Source organism: Thioclava sp. F42-5, assembly GCF_002213195.1.
GTDB lineage: Bacteria > Pseudomonadota > Alphaproteobacteria > Rhodobacterales > Rhodobacteraceae > Thioclava > Thioclava nitratireducens.
Map to the genome: position 1 here is coordinate 135,010 of NZ_NBNZ01000001.1, position 17,863 is coordinate 152,872.

Genomic DNA, 17,863 nt, shown 5'->3' on the forward strand with positions numbered 1-17,863 from the left:
ATATGTGCCGTCTCAGTTCATCTCGATGCGCCGCACCTGGCCGCGGTAGAAGGCCAGCGCATCGCCATCGTCACGCATCACCGCGCGCTCGACCTGACCCAGCACCAGCAGGTGGTCGCCGCCCTCGTGACAGGCCACGCGGTGACATTCGAACCGCGCGAGGCAACCGTCGATCAGCGGTACGCCGTGATCGTTCAGGTGATAGGCGTGATCGAGCAGCGCGTGGGCGTTCTTCGTCGTGGCGAAACACAGATCGTCCTGATCGGCGGCGAGCACGTGGATCGCGTAATGCTCGGCCTTCTCGAAATGCACGAAACGTCGCGAATTGCGGTCCGGGGCCCAGATCACCAGCGGCGGATCGAGCGAAACCGAAGAGAAACTGTTCGCCGTGATCGCGACCGGGCCATTCTCGCTGGCGGCGGTCACGATGGTGATGCCTGTCGCGAAACGCCCGAAGGCGTCGCGCAGCAGGCGGGTGTTCTCGGGGCCCGGCACGAAGGTGCGCGGGGTAAACTGGCGGGTGGCGTTCATCATGGGACCTCCTGACCGAGTCCGGCCTCGTAGAGGCGGAACCACGTCTCCCTGTCGATCTGAACCTTCAAAGCATCGGAGAGCTTCGCGATGCGCTCGAGATTGTTGGTGCCCATCACCGGAATGATCCGCGCCGGATGGGCAAGCAGGAAAGCGGTCGCGACAGCTGCGCGATCGACCCCCTGCGCCTGTGCGATCTCGTCGAGCACCGCCTGCACCGGGCCCTCGCCTGTCATCAGCGCGCCGCCACCCAGCGGCGACCATGCCATCGGGGGTTGGGACTGACGCTGGTGGAAGGCCAGGTCGCCATTGGTGAAGGGCGCGAGGCAGCCGAGGCTGATCTCGATCTGGTTGGTCACGAGCGGCGTCTTCATCGCCGATTGCAGCAGTTCCCAGTCCCAGGGGCGGAAGTTCGACACGCCCACCGCACGCACCTTGCCCGAGGCTACGAGATCATCGAGCACTGCGCCTGTCTCGCGATGATCCATCAGCGGATCGGGGCGGTGGATCAGCAGCAGATCGATCCGGTCGGTGGCAAGCTCCCGCAGCGAGGTCTCGACCGAGGCTTCGATATGCGCGCGCGAGGTATCGTAATGCTTCACCTTGCGGTGGGAATGACGCCCCGCCGAGACGATGATGTCGCATTTCGTGACGATTTCCATCTGATCGCGCAGCGACGGGTCCTCGCGCATCGCCGCGCCGAAGATGCCCTCCGCCGTGTAGCCGCCATAGATGTCGGCATGGTCGAAGGTGGTGATCCCCTGCTCCAGACAGGCGTCGATCTTGGCGCGCACATGGGCGGGCGAGGTATCGGCATCGTCGCCGAGGCGCCACATGCCATAGACGATCCGGCTGAGCGCCACGTCGGAGGTGAGGTCGATCTTTTCCATTAACGGCGTTCCCCTTCTGCGAGCGGTGTTGCGGGCGGTCCCATCGGGACGCGGCCATAGACTTCGGGCAGCGAGACCGTGTCGAGATGCGGCATCACGAGACGGCCGAACTGGCGGGCCTCGTCGATATGCGGATAGCCCGAGAGGATGAAGGCGCGAATGCCCATCTTGCGATATTCCTGGAGCTTCGTGAGCACCTGATCGGCCGAACCCACCAGCGCCGCACCGCAGCCAGAGCGCGCGCGCCCGACCCCGGTCCAGAGGTTCGGCTCGACATAGCCGCTCTCATCCGCGATCTCGCGGTTGCGCGCCTGTTTCGACACGCCGAGCGAGCTTGCATCATGCGCCCGCTCGCGGATCTTGCGGCCTTCCTCGTCATCGAGCCTGGACACCAACTCCTGCGCGTATTCCTTCGCCTCGGCCTCGGTGTCGCGCACGATCACATGGACCCGCAGCCCGTAATCGAGCACACGGCCATGACGCTCGGCGGCCTCGTTGACGACCTTCATCCGGCCTTCCAGCTCTTCCTTGGTCTCGGGCCACATCAGGTAGACGTCGCAATGCTCTGCGCACAGCTCGACCGCCGCCGGGGAATAGCCCCCGAAATAAAGGAGCGGGCCGCCCTGCTGATAAGGCTTCGCCGGGTCGGTGGTGAGGCCTTTGAAATTGTAGATCTGACCTTCGTAATTGATCTCGTCGCGGGTCCAGGCCTGTTTGAGGATCTCCACAACTTCGCGCGAGCGCTGGTAGCGGAATTCGCTCTCTTCCTTCTCGCCCGGGAAATCGGACGAGATGATGTTCACCGTCAGACGCCCCTCGAGCATGTGGTCGAGCGTGGCGATGGTCCGCGCCAGCATGATCGGTTGCATCTCCCCGCAGCGCACGGCGGCGAGGAAATTCATCCGGTTCGTGATCTGGCTGGCACCCGCGACGAAGCTCAGCGTGTCTTGGCCCACCTGATAGCTCGACGGGCACAGGATGTTGCGGAACCCCTGCCGCTCGGCTTCGCGCACGATGTCGGAGCAATGCGCCCAGCTGGAGCGCAGATCGCCTTCGGGCTGGCCCAGATAGCGATAATCATCCGAGCAAAGCGCCGAGAACCAGGACACCTCCGCGGCATCGAGATCGGCCGATCTTACCGGCACAACAGTCATGCGTTCCTCCCTCGCGATTCCCGTTCGATTTCCCTTCACTTAGCAGCCGCCTTGATATAGATCAATACTGTATCAATTTTTGGGGCGACCAAGTGACACAGGCAAATCAAGGGTCAGAGCGCACCGGACTGCCGATCTATCAGCAGATTTCCGAGATGCTGATTCGAGATATCGCGGCGGGACGACTCACCGACGGGGAGCGCCTGCCCCCGGAACGGACGATGTCCGCGCAGCTGAAGATCGCGGTGGGGACGTTGCGGCGCGCGCTGGAGGATCTAGAGGAGAAAGGCTTGCTGGAGCGTGTGCAAGGCTCGGGCAATTACATCCGCACCCGCAACCTGCGCGACCATTTCTACTCCATGCTGCGGATCGAACTGCTTTCGGGCGGCGGCTTCCCGAATGCCCGCATCCTCTCGGTCGACGTGATGGACAAGCCCGCCGACCTGCCTGCCTTCGGCACAGCCTTGCGTGCGAGCCGGGTGCGCCGCCTGCGTTTCCTCGATGAGACGCCAGTCGCGGCGGAGGAAATCTGGCTCGACGCCTCGAAGGGCGAGGTGAAAGCCGAGGATCTCGAGGACTCGCTTTACGCCTACTATCAACGCGCGCTCGGTTTCTGGATCGCGAGCGCCGAAGACCGGGTCAGCTTCGCCCCGATGCCGGACTGGGGGCCGTCGGAGCTCGACTGCCGCCCCGGTGAGACCGCTGGCTATATCGAGCGCTTCAGCTGGGCCGACGGGTCTGCCCCGGTCGAATTTTCGCGCACATGGTTCGACACCAGCCGCGCGCATTACGTTCAACGCATGAGATGAGGAGGCTCGGATGAGCGCCACCAAGACGGAACCCGTTCGCTACGGCATGATCGGCTGCGGCATGATGGGACAGGAACACCTGCGCAATATCGCACTGCTCGACGGGGCGGAGGTCGCGGCGATCTTCGAGCCCAACGCAGAGATGGCGCAGGCCGCGCAGACGCTCGCGCCGAGGGCGCAGATGGTGGCCTCGGTGGCGGAGCTTCTGGCGGTGGAGGCGCTCGACTGCCTCGTCATCACCAGCCCGAATTTCCGCCATCTCGAACAGCTCGAAGAGATCGCATCGACACGCCCGCTGCCGGTGCTCGTGGAAAAGCCGCTCTTCACCGACCCGACCCATACCGAGCGGCTGCAAGCCTTCCGCGACAACTACCCCGCCCCGGTCTGGGTCGCGATGGAATATCGCTACATGCCGCCGATCGCCGCTTTCCTCGACGAGGCCGAGGCAGCGACGGGCGGGATCACCATGCTCACGGTCCGCGAACACCGCTTCCCCTTCCTGTTCAAGGTCGGCAACTGGAACCGCTTCAATCGCTATACCGGCGGCACCTTCGTCGAGAAATGCTGCCACTTCTTCGACCTGATGCGCCTCGCGCTGAAGTCCGAGCCGGTGCGCGTCATGGCCTCGGCTCCTGCGCCGGTGAACCACGTCTCCGAGGACGGCGCACCCGACATCCTCGACGCGGGCTTCGCGATCGTCGAATTCGAGAACGGCGCGCGGGCGATGCTGGAACTGTGCATGTATGCCGAGGGCGCGCGCTATCAGGAGGAGGTCACCGCCGTCGGGCCCAACGGCAAGATCGAGGCGCTGGTGCCCGGCCCGACCCGCTTCTGGCCCGAGCATCTGGGTCTGCCGCCGGTACCGAAGCTGGTGATCTCGCCGCGCGATCCGAAGGGCCCGGTGGAGCGCGAGTTGCCCGTGCCCGAGGAATTGCTCGCCGCTGGCGATCACAACGGCTCCACCTATCACCAGCATGTCGGCTTCCTCGCTCTCGTGCGCGGGGAGCGCGCAGCACCCGAGGTCACACTGGAAGATGGTTGGGCCGCGGTCGCGATCGGTCAGGCCGTGCAACGCTCGATCGAGACCGGCGAGGCCGTGCACTTCCCTGCGCAGCCTTGGCGCCGCGTGGCCTGAAGACAGAACGGTCAGCCGGGCCTGTACGCAGGGCGTGGGCGTGGCGCTGCTGACGGCGCGCCCGCGACGCCGCTGCAGGCAATCCTGCTGACCGATCATCTGACGGTCGCCGCCACTGGCCGGGCCGGCTGCTGATCTGGTCGATAACCGGGCTCGCCGATTTCGGGGCCGTCTGCCCGATCGTGATCTGGCGCTCGCATCTTAAACTTTTCGGGTAAGCTGTCGCTGGCGCGGACGCGAGGCCCGGTTTGGGCCACTGTCGCACCGGACTATGTCATAGGGCATCCGCGGCGCGCGCGGGGACCGAAACCGAGCAAGGAGGACAGGCCATGAGCAAGGCACAGGCGGTGATCATCGGGGTGGGCGACGGGCTTTCCGCCGCCGTGGCGCGGGAGCTTGCGCCCGATTATGACCTGACTCTCGCGGCCCGCAGCACCGTGCGGATGCAGGCGCTGGCCGAGGAAATCGGTGCGCGCACGGTGCAGCTGGACGCGACCGACGAAGCCGCAATCGCGGCGCTGTTCGACGCTCTGCCAGAGCCGCCGCGCGTCGTGGTCTACAACCCCTCGGGACGGGTGCGCGGCCCGGTTGCGGAGCTCGACGCCGAAGAGGTCCGCGCCGCCGTCGAGATCACTGCGATCGGGGCGTTTCTCACCGGCAAACACGCCGCGCGCCGGATGCTGACGGCGGAGCCCGCCGACGGCACTCGCGGCACGATCCTGTTCACCGGAGCGTCCGCCGGGGTGAAAGGATTCGCACGCTCCGCCCCCTTCGCGATGGGCAAATTCGCGCAACGCGGGCTGGCGGAGAGCATGGCGCGAGAGTTGCACCCCAAGGGTATCCATGTCGCCTGGGTGAATATCGACGGGATGATCCTCAACCCCGGTCGCAACGAGGCGCCGGACGAGCCCGGCTCGATGCTGCGCCCCGAGGCGATCGCGAAGACCTACCGCCAACTGATCGAGCAGGATCGCAGCGCCTGGACAAACGAGATCACGCTGCGCCCCTGGGTCGAGACGTTCTGAGGCGGCAGGCGCTCAGCGCCCCTTGCCCGCCTCCAGTGCCGCCGAACGCATCGCCGAGAGCGACTGGCGCGGGGTCAGCGCCTCGGGCGAGATCACGAGGTCCAGCACCGCGCCGGTCTCGGACGCCTGCGCACGTTCAAAGGCGGCGGCGAAATCCTCCGTCCGCTCGACCCGCTCGCCGTGGAAACCATAGGCCTTCGCCAAAGCCGCGAAATCCGGGTTCACCGCCATCGTCGTGCCCGACACGCGGGTCGGATAATTGCGCTCCTGATGGGCGCGGATCGTGCCGTAAATCCCGTTATTGAGGATCAGAATGATCGGCTGTGCACCCGCCTGCGCGGCGGTGGCCAGTTCCTGCGACGTCATCTGAAAATCGCCGTCGCCCGCGAAGCAGACCACGGTCCGCTCGGGCTGCGCCACCTTGGCGGCAATCGCGGCGGGCACCCCATAGCCCATCGCCCCCGATTGCGGCGCAAGCAGCGTGGCCTTCGGCCCGAAGCGGAAGAAACGGCCCGGCCAGACCGCGAAATTGCCCGCCCCGTTGGTCAGGATCATGTCCTCGGGGAGTTCTTCGCGCAGATAGGCGCAGACCTTGCCCATATCGACCGGCGAGGGCAGCTCCGGCAGATCGAAGCCAGCGTCATAGGCCGCCCGTCCCTCGGCGCGCCAATCGGCCCAGCCGCCTTTGACCGGGTCCATTGCGCCAAGTGCGGCGGCAAAGGCGTTCGGTCCGGCATGGATGCCAAGTTCGGGACGGTAGATCTTGCCGATCTCCAGATCGGAGCCGTGGACATGGATCAGCCGCTGCGCGGGCTGCGGCACATCCAAGAGCGTGTAGCCGTCGGTCGTGTTCTCGCCAAAGCGTGCATTGATCGCGAGGATCACGTCGGCCTCGCGCATCAGACGCTTCACATGCGGCGCCATCCCGACGCCCGCATCGCCACAGAAAACGGGTGAATTATTGTCGAACTGGTCTTGATAGCGAAAGACCGAAAGCACAGGGATATCAGAAGCTTCTGCGAAGAACTTAATGGGCGACGTGCCGTCCCCGCGCCAGTTGCACCCACCGTAGAGGATCAAGGGACGCTCCGCCCCGGCGAGCATCTCGCGCAGTTCCCCCATCGCCGTCGGATCGGGCTGCGGCTCGGTGATCCGGACGGGCGCACCAAGCGGCGCGGCCTCGGTCATCGCGGTCAACATGTCCTCGGGCAGCGCAACCACGACCGGGCCGGGCCGCCCGCTCACAGCCATCGTCCAGGCCCGCGACAGAATTTCGGGGATACGTTCGACCCGGTCGATCTCGACCGCCCATTTCGCCATCGTCCCGAAAACCGCCTTGTAATCGAGCTCCTGAAACGCCTCGCGGCCCTTCATATCGGTGCCGACCTGCCCCACGAAGAGGATCATCGGTGCGGAATCCTGCATCGCGGTATGCACCCCGATCGAGGCATTGGTCGCCCCGGGGCCGCGCGTCACCATGCAGATGCCCGGCTCCCCGGTCAGCTTACCATATGCGGCGGCCATGAAGCTCGCCCCGCCTTCCTGACGGCACAGCACGAAATCGAGCGTGCCTTGCGTGTCGTGCAGCGCATCGAGCACCGCGAGATAGCTTTCGCCCGGCACCCCGAACGCCTTGCGCGCACCGAGCCCTACGAGGCTCTCGACCAGAAGTTGACCACCGTTTCTCATGCGCGCGCCTCTCTCCCTCTTGTGCCGCTCCGCGCTTCGGCGCGGATCTGCGAGAGGCGTAGCACGCGCCAAATCCGAGCGCACCCCCGGCACGTCGCAAGCGCGGCAGATCACCCGGCGAGGTAGGTCCGGAACCACGCGATCATGCGCTCCTCTGCCAGCTTAGCGGCGGCCTCGTCGTAGCGCGGCGTCGTGTCGTTGTGGAACCCGTGGTTCACGCCCGGATAGATATAAGCCTCGTAGCGCTTGTCGTTTTCCTCGAGCGCCTTTTGATACTCGGGCCACATCGCATTGATGCGCTGATCGAGCGCGGCGAGTTGGATCAGTAGCGGCGCCTCGATCATTGCGACCTGTGCGCTGTCGGGCGCGGCCCCGTAGAACGGCACGCCCGCGCCCATTTCCGGGTATGCGACAGCGAGCTTGTTCACCACGCCCCCGCCATAGCAGAATCCGGTCGCGCCGACCTTGCCGTTGGTGCCGTCGAGCGTCTGGAGATACTCGAATCCCGCGAAGAAATCATTGAGCAGCGCCCCCTGATCGAGACTGCGCTGCATCTCGCGCCCCTCGTCGTCATTGCCCGGATAGCCGCCGAGAGAGGACAACCCATCGGGCCCCATCGCCACGAACCCCGCCTTGGAGAGCCTGCGAACGACGTCGCGGATATAGGGATTGAGGCCGCGGTTCTCGTGCACGACGAGGATCGCGGCGGGCGGATTGTCCGGGTCGATCTGCGTCGGGCGCACCAGATAGGCGGTGATCTCGCCGGTGCCGTTCGGGCTGGGATAGGTTATGTCCTCGCCCTGAATGTCGGGATCGTCCTCGGCCACCTGCTGGGCGAGCGCGTAATTCGGCGCGAGCGCCCCGAGAATCGCGACGGCGGTCAGGCCACCCACCGCCCATTTCCCCGCGCGGTCGAGAAATTCCCGTTTCGAGATTTTGCCATGGACATAATAGTCATAAAGATCGAGAAGTTCCTGGTCGAAATCGGCCGCCGTCAAGCGACGCGCATTGGCTGGGTCGGTCATGGATGAATCCTCCTCCTGAGAGGAAGAAGCATATCACGGACGCGTGAATTGCCCTCATCTTATCGACGGATAGTTCAGGCAAGGCGCCCGCCCAACGCCGCCGCTGCCGCCACCGCCAGCCGCATGGGCATAGCGCATAGATCACAGATCAAATTTCCCTATCGGCCTTGGGTTGCATCTTGCAATTACGTTACGTTTATAAGTTGTCTGGCGTCATCGCCCCGCCCCGCTGAAACGCGCATTCTCGAGGAGCCTCGAATTGAAAACGCTACGTCCCGTCATCGGCCTTGTCCTCGTCGCGGGCGCTCTTTGGGTCATCGTCGGAGAGCAGATGTCGGGCGTCAGTGCCGACGCCGTCGTCAATGCGCCCGTCGTCACCGTACGCAGTAGCACTGCGGGCAAGCTTTCGATGCCGAAGCGCCCGCTCGGCGCGGATGTCGCCAAGGGCGAACGACTTGCCACTGTAGATGACAGCCTGCCCGACAGGACGCGGCTCGACGACCTGCGGATGGAGGTCGCGAACGCGCAGGCGACCGTCGATCGTATCAAGAGCGATCTCGGCGCAAAACGGGCGCAACGCAAATCCTATGGCGAGCGCACCAAGATTTATCGCGAACATCGCATTGCCGAGATCGAGACCAAGCTGAAATTCGCCCGCGCGCGGCTCGACCGGCTCCAGCCGAAGGCGCAGGGCTCGGAGACGAGCGCGACCAAGGTTGCGCAGACCGCCCCGCCCGCCACCACGGACACCGCTCCTCTGATGCAGGCGCGCGAAGACGTGGCGCTGCTCGAAATTTCGCTCGACGCGGCCAAGTCGGGCGTCTTTCTCGGCGACGGCTATAACGACGCGCCGAGCTCCGAACAGCGCGGTGCCGATCTGGACGAGGCGATCGCCTCGCTCGAAGCGAACCTCACGGAGGCCCAGACCCGCCTCAAGACGCTGGAAGACCGCCGCGCGCAGGAACAGACGCGCGTGGCCACGATGTCCTCCAGCCATGTGACCTCGCCTGCGAACGGAATCTACTGGGAGACACTGCAGGCGGATGGCGTGACGGTGCAGCGGGGCGATCCGATCATGGAGCTTGTGGATTGCGACGTCCCGCTGGTGACCGCCTCGGTGAGCGAAGGGGTCTATAACAGCCTTAAGGTGGGCGATTCCGCGACGTTCAAACTGGCTTCGCGCGACAGGATTTACGACGCGACGGTCGCCCGGCTCGCAGGGAGTGGCGCGGCGGATGTCTACCAGCATCTCGCGATCGCGCCGAACAAGGAACATCTCGAGCGTTACGACGTGACCCTTCTCGTCCCGGAACTGAAATCGGATCCCGATCTCGACTGTCCCGTGGGGCGGACCGGGCGGGTATTCTTCGAGCGCCGCCCCCTCGACTTCCTGCGCTGAGGGCGGGACGGCATGTTCTTCTATCCGCAACTGGGAGAGCTTGGCTCGGCGGCGATGCAGCTCATCCTCGTGGTGGGCATCACGGCCATCCTGCCGAGCTTCGTCAACACGCGGCGCAACTGGCACCGCACGGTCTTGCTGGGGATCAGCGCCGTTCTGGCGCTGCGCTATATCTGGTGGCGCGGAACCGAGACCCTCGCCCCGCCCGGCCTGACGCTGGACGCGCTGGCGAGCTGGTCGCTCTATGCACTCGAAGGTCTCACCATGATCGGCTCGCTCAGCGCCTTTCTGGTCCTGTCGCGGATCAAGCTGCGCAGCGAGGACGCGGATCGATACGTCAATCTCCCGACCGAGCGAGAGCCGCTCGTCGCGATCCTGATCGCCACCTATAACGAGGATCGCGACGTTCTCGAACGCACCATCGTGGGCGCGAAGTTCCTGCGTCACCGCAACAAGACGATCATCGTCTGCGACGACAGCCGCCGCGACTGGCTGCGCGATTTCTGCGAGGCCAAGGGCGTGCGCTACATGCGCCGGGCCGACAACGAAGGGCAGAAGGCCGGCAATATCAACCACGCGCTGGACCGGCTGGCCGAAGAAGAGGTGCACCCCGACTTCGTCGCAATCCTCGATGCGGATTTCGTGCCCCATCGCGGCTTCATCTCACGCACGCTGGCGCTGTTTCACGACCCCGAAGTGGGGCTCGTGCAGACGCCGCAACACTTCTTCAACTCCGACCCGATCCAGCACAATTTCCGCCTCGACAGCTCCTATCCCGACGAGCAGCGTTTCTTCTTCGATCAGATGCAGCCGTCGCGCGACGGCTGGGGGATCGCCTTTTGTTGCGGCACCTCCTCGGTCTGCCGCTGGAGCGCGCTGCGCGAGATCGGCGGCTTCAACACCGAGAGCGTGACCGAGGATTTCATGCTGACGCTGGCGTTGCAGAACGCGGGCTGGCGCACCGTCTATCTGGCCGAGCCGCTGACCGAGGGGCTCGCCCCGGAAGGGCTCAAGGAATACATCACCCAGCGCGCCCGCTGGTGCCTCGGCCTGATGCAGATCGCGCGCTCCTCGCTCGGACCGTTCTCGAAGAGCAACCTGCGCCTGCGCGACCGCTGGAGCGTGATCGACTCGATCCTCTACTGGACCACGACCTTCCCCTTCCGGATCGCGGCGATCTGCTATCCGCTGCTCTACTGGTATTTCAACATCACGGTGGTGAATGCGGGCCTCGCGGACGTACTGAGCTATTTCGGTGTCTACTACCTGTGGAGCCTGATGACGCTCAACATGCTCAGCCGCGGTATGGTCGTGCCGATCCTGAACGATGTCAGCCAATTGATCGGCGCGATCCCGATCGCTCGCGCCGCCTTCACAGGTCTGCTGCGCCCCCATGGCCACCCGTTCTCGGTGACCGCGAAAGGCGGGGATCGGTCGAAAGTCGTCGTGCAATGGCGGATCATGATGCCGTTCCTGATCCTGCTTTTCCTGACGCTGGGCGGCCTTCTGATCGGGATCATCTGGGATCGCTTCGCCTATTTCGACGCGGGGGACGGTAAATGGGTGATCCTGTTCTGGACCATCTACAATCTGTTCCTGCTCGCCGCGACCTGTCGCGCCTGTGTTGAGCTGCCCCGGCGGGAAATCCATGTCGCGGACAAGCCCGAGCGGATTTCCTTCGACTCCGACGGCGTGGAATACTGGGTCTGGATGACCTCTTTCACGATGGACACGGTGCGCCTTCGCGGCCTGACCTTACCGGAACAGACCCGCGGCAAACTGACGATCGACCAGATCACCGGCCCGATCGAGTGCTACGTCATCGCGAAGACGCGGGACGGCGCGCGGTTGCAGCTGCTCCCGACCGAGGAGCAGCGCGAACAGCTCTTCGTGCGCTTCTACGCGGAAGGCGACGAGCCCGGCGTCAGCCATGTCCGCCCGGGCGCCCTCCTGCACGACATCTACCGCCGTTTCCTGCCGAAATACTCGTCGGACGAGTGACCCTGCGACGGCAGGCATCAATAGGTGTTGATGGAAAGACCCGCGAAGGCTTCCTTGGCGAAGGCCCGCCAGCCAGCCCGGATCGAGACCGGCCCGTCGCCGATTTTCTGGGTCACCGCAATCGTCCGCTCGGAATAAGTGTCGCTTCCCCCCGCCGAAAGCTCGAGCCCCAGACCGGAGCGATTCCCGGCCTGAAACAGCGCGAACCAATCCTGATCGATCGTGTTGTACTGGGCCAGCAGGAAGACATGCCCGAATCGGGTGGGCGAATAGTGCTCCAGTCCCGCCCGCACCCCGAGTCGCCAGTTATCGTCCGACAGCGTCCGCCCGATGCTGGGCCCGACCTTCAGCGTTCCGATTCCCCCAAGCGCGAAGTCACGCGTCACCACGGCCCCGGTCGACCAGCCGCCCTCGTAATCGGAGAAATTCGCGCCAAAACTCACCTTGCCGCGCGATATCGCAAACACCGCATCGGAGGTGTTCGTCCCGAGATCGGCCTGCAAGAACGTCCCGTCTGCACGGGCGGGCGAGACCGGCCCCAGCGCCAGTGTCAGCGACGTCGCGACCGCGACGCTCAGCCAGTGAATCTTGTGCATTCTGCGAATCCTGTATAGCTCTGCCTCAGACCTTGGCGGCCTCCTCTGCTTCCCCTTAACCTTAGGGAAACTCTTGTTTTTCAGCGCCGTCCAATACGGGAACAACGCGTATCCTTCGATGGCGAGTGTTCGGCGTCGATTTGCGCTTTGCAAGCGGCCTGACCCCGGTCCCGCAAAAAGGTTCACAACAACAACCCGACACCACTTTCTCGCCGTAATTAACCATTAACTATGACTTATAGGCGTTCCCTCCTGTACATAACTTAGGATTGAAACGAGGATGACCATGCGTCGAAATCACAATCTCGGGGGCATTTTCCTGCGTACCGCTATGGCGATGGTACTTGTCGTGGCCGCGACTGCAGTCTTCGTCGCAAAGATCGTCTCGGACCGGGCCCACGAGTACCAGGTAGCTATCGAGCACAAATTGGTCCTCCGAGGCTCGGACGCGATCGCGCTCAGCTTCAACACGGCTTTGACGCGGGAATGGGACAGTATGCACGCCGTGGCGCGGGCCCTCGGTTCTGCAACGCAAGACGACATCGACAGGTTCATGGACGCCGTCTCGCGGACCGGCGGTCAGGTCGCCTGGGCAGGCTTCGCCGCGCCCGATGGCACGATCATCTCCGGCTCGAACGGCTATGACGTCGGAAAGAATGTCAGCTCCAAGCGGTGGTTCCGCGACGGCATACGCGTGCCGTCGATCGATTCCATCACCGAGGTGATCACCAATGCGCAGACCGGCGAGCCGGAGCGTTACCTGAACCTCTCGACCCCGGTGAAAGGCGCGAACGGACAGAAGGCCGGTGTGCTGGTCTACCGCGTGCGGATCGCGTGGGTGCGCAGTTTCCTGTTCGAAGCCAGCAAGGAGCTTGGCATCGACGTGGTCGTGCAGGACATCAACGGCGATACCGTGATCGACACCCGTCACCACGGCACCCCCCTCCCCGACAATCTGACATCGGGCGCGAGCCTGCGCAGCAAGTCCTCCGGCGTCTTCCACATCGTGGACGACAAGAACGGGGAAACCTATGCTTTCGCACCGAATTTCGTCGAGGACGAGCTGCCCAATTTTGGCTGGCGGGTTTTCGCGGTCCTGCGCCGCGACAACGTTTCGACCGATCTTCCGATGCTGACGCAGGTGACGCTGGCGACGGTCGCGGCGGCGGCGCTGTGCATGCTGATCGTGACGCTGGTCTTCCTCAAGCTGCTGCTGCGCCCGGTCGAGCGGCTCGCACGGGATGCCAAGAGCATCGCGGACGGCAATTACGTCTTCCCCGAAGAGGCGACAAGCTCGCGTGAGGCCGCCTCGTTGTCGAGCGCTCTCGCGATCATCCAGAGCAAGCTATCGCCCAAGAACGGCGTCCCACGGGAACCCAAACCCAATCCCTGACGAGGGAGCGAACTCGAAGGGGCGCTCGGGCGCCCCTTTTTCATCTGGAATAAGCCTTACAGCGGCAGCCCTGTCAGCCGCGCCACCAATTCGGCAGTGTTGCGCGCGCCGAGCTTGGCCTGCAGCCGCGCGCGATGCGCCTCTGCCGTGCGCGGCGACAACTCCAGCACCCGCGCGATTTCCTTGTTGGTCTGCCCCTCGGCCAGAAGGGCTGCCACCTGCCGCTCTCGCGCCGTCAGATCGGCGACGGGGCGCGATTCCGAGAGATCCGCAAAGCTCCAGACCGCGCGCGCGAAAGGATCGTCCGGCGTCAGGGATTGCCCGCGCACCCGGCACCAGAACAGTGCCCCGTTCCGGCGCTGCATGATCCGCTCATCGGCATAGCGCCCGGTCTCACGCATCCGCCGCAACCCGATCTCGCCGATGCGCAGAAACTCCTCCTGCGACGGGTAGAGCACCGCGAGCGAGCGCTGCGGCAACTCGTCTTCGGCATAGCCGAAGGTTTCGCAAAACCGCGCGTTGCACCGCTCGATCACCCGATTGCGGGTGACCGCCAGCCCGACCGGCGCATGATCGAAGGCCAGCACCGCCATGTCATCGCTGTCCAGCAGGTCCTGCTCCATCCTCTTCTCCCGATAGCGTAGTTCTACGAATAGAGGTCGTGCCGCCCCTGCGCTAGTCTCCGCCGCAACGGAGAACCATTGGGAGGAGAGCCGCATGGACGCGAAGATCGTCGGCTGGGGCCATACGAAATTCGGCAAGCTGGAGGGGCGCACGCTCGAGGATCTGGTTCTCGAAGCGGGCGGCGGCGCGTTGGAGCACGCCGGGATCGACCCGGCAGAGATCGACGGCATCTGGCTGGGGCATTTCAACTCCGGGCTGGTGCCGGACGGGTTCGCAAGCTCGCTGGCGCTGGGGATCGACGACAAGCTGCGCTTCACGCCTGCGACCCGCGTCGAGAACGCCTGCGCGTCGGGCTCGGCTGCGATCTATGCCGCGCGCGATGCGATCCGCTCGGGCCGGGTGAAGGCCGCGCTGGTCATCGGGGCCGAGAAGATGACCGCGAAGGACACCGCTGGCGTGACCGAGGCACTGGCCGGGGCATCTTACCAGATGGAGGAGGCGGGCGTTTCGTTCCCGCAGATTTTCGCGCGTTTCGCGCAGGCCTATTATCAGTCGCATGGCGACCGCTCGGCCGCGCTGGCCCGGATCGCGGCGAAGAACCACCACAATGCGCTCGCCAACCCGCTGGCGCAGATGCGCAAGGATGTGGGGTTCGAGTTCTGCAACACGGTGAGCGACAAGAACCCGATGATCGCCCCGCCGCTGCGGATGACCGATTGCTCGCTGATCTCCGACGGGGCGGCGGCGCTGGTCATGGTCGCGGACGACCGCGCGGGCGATTTCGCCAATTCCATCGGTTTCCGCGCCGCCGAGCAGGTCAATGACTACCTGCCGATGTCGCGCCGCGATCTGCTGGCCTTCGAGGGCCCGGCGGAGGCTTTCCGCCGCGCCTATGCGGCGGCGGGCGTGAGTGTCGACGATCTCTCTTTCGCCGAGGTCCATGACTGTTTCACCATCGCGGAATTGCTCGTCTACGAGGCGATGGGGCTGGTGCCGCAAGGCGCCGGCGCGCGCGCCATCGACGACGGGCTCGTGCTGCGCGACGGGAAGCTTCCGGTGAACCTCTCGGGCGGGCTGAAGGCCAAGGGGCATCCCGTGGGCGCGACCGGCGTGTCGATGCATGTGCTGGCCGCGATGCAGCTCACCGGTCAGGCGGGCGAGATGCAACTGCCCGGCGCGGAACTGGGCTGCGTCTTCAACATGGGCGGCTCGGGCGTCGCGAATTACTGCTCGATCCTCGAAGCGGAGCGCGCGGCATGAACCCGGCGGAGTGGCTGATCCGCAGTGCAGTGCGCACGCCGGACGCCCCCGCGCTGCTGCAGGGCGAGGAGCTGCGCGCCACCTATGCGGAATTCGCCGACCGCGCCGCCCGGATCGGGGCTGCGCTGGTCGCGAAAGGGATCGCTCCGGGCGACCGCGTCGCGCTGTTCGCCAAGAACTGCCCGGAATATCTCGAGGCGATGTATGGCGCGTGGTTCGCAGGCGCAGTGGCGGTGCCGATCAACGGCAAGCTGCACCCGCGCGAGGCCGCATGGATCATCGAGGCTTCAGAGGCGAAGCTTGCCTTCACCGGGGGTCCGGAAAGCGATCTGGGCGTCGAGACGGTGGACCTGAGAGGCCCGGCCTATGCCGATCTCCTGCACCATGTCCCGACGCTCGCCCCGGTCGAGATCGCCGCCGACCAGACGGTCTGGCTGTTCTACACCTCCGGCACGACCGGGCGGCCCAAGGGCGTGTGCATCACCTCGGCCAATGTGCAGGCGATGTGTCTGGGGTATTTCTCGGACGTCGACAGCGTCGAGCCGCAGGACGCGATCCTCTACGCCGCGCCGATGTCGCATGGCGCGGGGCTTTACAACTTCGTCCATGTGATGCGCGGCGCGCGCCATGTGGTGCCGCGCTCGGGCGGGTTCGAGGCCGACGAAATTCTCGACCTCGCTCCGAAGCTGCAACATGTCTCGATGTTCGCCGCCCCCACCATGATCCGTCGTCTGGTGGACCGCGCCCGCGCCGCGGGGCAGACCGGCGAGGGCATCAAGACCATCGTCTATGGCGGTGGGCCGATGTATGTCGCCGATATCATCGAGGCAGTCGAGGTGATGGGGCCGCGCTTCGTGCAGATCTACGGCCAGGGCGAGAGCCCGATGACGATCACCGCCCTGTCGCGCGAGCTGGTGGCGGATCGCACCCACCCGCGCTGGCGCGAACGACTGGCCTCGGTCGGGCTCGCGCATAGCCCGGTCTCGGTGCGGATCGCTGATCCCGATGGCCGCCCCCTGCCCGCTGGCGAGACCGGCGAGATCCTCGTGCGCGGCGCGGCGGTGATGTCGGGCTACTGGCAGAACCCGGAGGCGAGTGCGAAGGCGCTCCGCGGCGGCTGGCTCTGGACCGGCGATCTGGGCACGATGGATGCGGACGGCTTCGTCACGCTGCAGGATCGCTCCAAGGATGTCATCATTTCGGGCGGCACCAACATCTATCCCCGCGAGGTCGAGGAGGTTCTGCTGCTGCACCCATCGGTCCATGAGGTCGCGGTGGTCGGCAAACCCGACCCGGAATGGGGCGAGAGCGTCGTGGCCTTCGTCACGCCTGCGCCGGGGTCCGAGATCGACCCCGCCGCCCTCGATCGACATTGCTGCGATCAGATCGCGCGGTTCAAGCGCCCCAAGGCGTATCGCGTGGTGACGCAGCTTCCCAAGAACAATTACGGCAAGGTCCTCAAGACCGAGCTGCGCAAAATGGTGACGGAGGAGGATTGATGTCGCAACTGGAGGGAAAGACCGCACTGGTGACAGGCTCGGTGCAGGGGATCGGGCTCGCCATCGCCAAGTCGCTGGCCGAGGCGGGCGCGCGTATCGCGCTGCACGGGCTGGCCGATGAGGCGCAGATCGCCAAGGCGACGGCGGTGCTGGAAAAGGCGGGTTCGCCCGAGGTGAAATTCTTCGACGCCGACATGGCCGATCCCACGCAAATCGACGCGATGATGGACGCGGTCGCGGAGTGGGGCGGCGCGGATATCCTCGTGAACAACGCAGGCATCCAGCGCACCACCAGCCTTGCCGACGCCACGCCCGAGATCTGGAACGCGGTGCTCGCGGTGAACCTCTCGGGTGCATTCCATACGATGCGCCGCGCGATGCCGGACATGGCCGAGCGCGGCTACGGGCGGGTGATCAATATCGCCTCGGTGCATGGGCTTGTGGCCTCGGCCAACAAGGCGCCCTATGTCGCCTCGAAATTCGGCCTCGTCGGCATGAGCCGCGTCGCGGCGCTGGAATATGCGCAGGCGGGCACGCGTGAAGCGGGCGGCGTGACGGTGAACTGCATCTGCCCGGGCTGGACCGAAACCGACATCCTCGGGCCGCAGATCGCTGAACGCGCAGCAGCCCATGGCGGCGACCGGGCCGCGGGGATCGCGGATCTTCTGGCGGAGAAGCAGCCGACGCGACGTCTCTCGGACCCGTCCGAGATCGGGGCGCTCGCGCTTTGGCTCTGTGCGCCGATCGCGCACAACGTGACCGGTACGTCCATTCCGGTCGATGGTGGCTGGACCACGCAGTAACGGATCGGAGGCAAAAAGGGGCGGCGGATT

16 protein-coding genes are annotated in these 17,863 nt (G+C 65.2%); 9 read left to right on the forward strand and 7 right to left on the reverse strand.

The window, feature by feature from the left end; translation table 11 throughout:
- Positions 1 to 12: 12 nt before the first annotated feature.
- The 3 genes from B6V74_RS00615 to B6V74_RS00625 are packed head-to-tail and all read right to left on the reverse strand — an operon-like array spanning position 13 to position 2,575.
- Positions 13 to 531, reverse strand: coding sequence for a flavin reductase family protein (locus B6V74_RS00615; protein ID WP_075774753.1), 519 nt, complete (start codon positions 529 to 531; stop codon positions 13 to 15).
- Positions 531 to 1,421, reverse strand: a complete 891-nt coding sequence (locus tag B6V74_RS00620) for an aldo/keto reductase (RefSeq protein ID WP_088721691.1) — start codon at positions 1,419 to 1,421, stop codon at positions 531 to 533. Before B6V74_RS00620 ends, B6V74_RS00615 begins: the two co-directional genes overlap by 1 nt.
- Positions 1,421 to 2,575: an LLM class flavin-dependent oxidoreductase gene (locus B6V74_RS00625; RefSeq protein ID WP_088721692.1), complete on the reverse strand. Its 1,155-nt coding sequence runs from the start codon at positions 2,573 to 2,575 to the stop codon at positions 1,421 to 1,423. The genes B6V74_RS00620 and B6V74_RS00625 overlap by 1 nt, the downstream gene beginning before the upstream one ends.
- Before the next feature lie 92 nt (positions 2,576 to 2,667).
- On the opposite strand from B6V74_RS00625, the gene B6V74_RS00630 reads away from it, so the two are divergent.
- The 3 genes from B6V74_RS00630 (at position 2,668) to B6V74_RS00640 (ending at position 5,544) form a co-directional block, all read left to right on the forward strand.
- On the forward strand, positions 2,668 to 3,384 hold the full coding sequence (locus B6V74_RS00630; protein ID WP_088721693.1) for a GntR family transcriptional regulator: 717 nt from the start codon (positions 2,668 to 2,670) through the stop codon (positions 3,382 to 3,384).
- 10 nt (positions 3,385 to 3,394) lie between these two features.
- Positions 3,395 to 4,519, forward strand: coding sequence for a Gfo/Idh/MocA family oxidoreductase (locus tag B6V74_RS00635; protein WP_088721694.1), 1,125 nt, complete (start codon positions 3,395 to 3,397; stop codon positions 4,517 to 4,519).
- Positions 4,520 to 4,848: 329 nt separating this feature from the next.
- Positions 4,849 to 5,544: an SDR family NAD(P)-dependent oxidoreductase gene (locus tag B6V74_RS00640; protein WP_088721695.1), complete on the forward strand. Its 696-nt coding sequence runs from the start codon at positions 4,849 to 4,851 to the stop codon at positions 5,542 to 5,544.
- A 12-nt stretch (positions 5,545 to 5,556) separates the two neighbouring features.
- Here B6V74_RS00640 and B6V74_RS00645 read toward each other — a convergent pair whose 3' ends face one another.
- On the reverse strand, positions 5,557 to 7,233 hold the full coding sequence (locus B6V74_RS00645; RefSeq protein WP_088721696.1) for a thiamine pyrophosphate-binding protein: 1,677 nt from the start codon (positions 7,231 to 7,233) through the stop codon (positions 5,557 to 5,559).
- Between the two features lie 110 nt (positions 7,234 to 7,343).
- Positions 7,344 to 8,258 carry a YghX family hydrolase gene (yghX, locus tag B6V74_RS00650; protein ID WP_088721697.1) on the reverse strand — a complete coding sequence of 305 codons (915 nt, stop codon included), beginning with the start codon at positions 8,256 to 8,258 and terminating at the stop codon, positions 7,344 to 7,346.
- Between the two features lie 259 nt (positions 8,259 to 8,517).
- Here yghX and B6V74_RS00655 point away from each other — a divergent pair, with 259 nt between their 5' ends.
- Entirely contained in the window at positions 8,518 to 9,657 is a 1,140-nt protein-coding gene (locus B6V74_RS00655; RefSeq protein ID WP_088721698.1) for an HlyD family efflux transporter periplasmic adaptor subunit, read from the forward strand.
- A 12-nt stretch (positions 9,658 to 9,669) separates the two neighbouring features.
- Positions 9,670 to 11,658 (forward strand): cellulose synthase catalytic subunit, encoded by a 1,989-nt coding sequence (locus B6V74_RS00660; RefSeq protein ID WP_088721699.1) that lies wholly within the window; start codon positions 9,670 to 9,672, stop codon positions 11,656 to 11,658.
- A gap of 17 nt (positions 11,659 to 11,675) precedes the next feature.
- Here B6V74_RS00660 and B6V74_RS00665 read toward each other — a convergent pair whose 3' ends face one another.
- Positions 11,676 to 12,254, reverse strand: coding sequence for a hypothetical protein (locus B6V74_RS00665; RefSeq protein ID WP_088721700.1), 579 nt, complete (start codon positions 12,252 to 12,254; stop codon positions 11,676 to 11,678).
- A gap of 286 nt (positions 12,255 to 12,540) precedes the next feature.
- Here B6V74_RS00665 and B6V74_RS00670 point away from each other — a divergent pair, with 286 nt between their 5' ends.
- Positions 12,541 to 13,647, forward strand: coding sequence for a cache domain-containing protein (locus B6V74_RS00670; RefSeq protein ID WP_168173045.1), 1,107 nt, complete (start codon positions 12,541 to 12,543; stop codon positions 13,645 to 13,647).
- Positions 13,648 to 13,703: 56 nt separating this feature from the next.
- On the opposite strand, the gene B6V74_RS00675 is transcribed toward B6V74_RS00670, so the two are convergent.
- The gene (locus B6V74_RS00675) at positions 13,704 to 14,240 is read right to left on the reverse strand and encodes a PAS and helix-turn-helix domain-containing protein (RefSeq protein WP_088719385.1); all 537 of its coding nucleotides are present in this window, start codon (positions 14,238 to 14,240) and stop codon (positions 13,704 to 13,706) included.
- A 124-nt stretch (positions 14,241 to 14,364) separates the two neighbouring features.
- Between B6V74_RS00675 and B6V74_RS00680 the strand changes: the two genes are divergently transcribed.
- Genes B6V74_RS00680 through B6V74_RS00690 form a run of 3 tightly spaced genes read left to right on the forward strand, consistent with a single transcriptional unit; the run spans position 14,365 to position 17,833 of the window.
- Entirely contained in the window at positions 14,365 to 15,531 is a 1,167-nt protein-coding gene (locus B6V74_RS00680; RefSeq protein WP_088721702.1) for an acetyl-CoA acetyltransferase, read from the forward strand.
- A complete protein-coding gene (locus B6V74_RS00685) occupies positions 15,528 to 17,030 on the forward strand; it encodes an AMP-binding protein (RefSeq protein WP_088721703.1) in 1,503 nt (500 codons plus the stop codon). Before B6V74_RS00680 ends, B6V74_RS00685 begins: the two co-directional genes overlap by 4 nt.
- Positions 17,030 to 17,833, forward strand: a complete 804-nt coding sequence (locus B6V74_RS00690) for a 3-hydroxybutyrate dehydrogenase (RefSeq protein WP_075774639.1) — start codon at positions 17,030 to 17,032, stop codon at positions 17,831 to 17,833. Before B6V74_RS00685 ends, B6V74_RS00690 begins: the two co-directional genes overlap by 1 nt.
- The last annotated feature ends 30 nt before the right edge of the window (positions 17,834 to 17,863 follow it).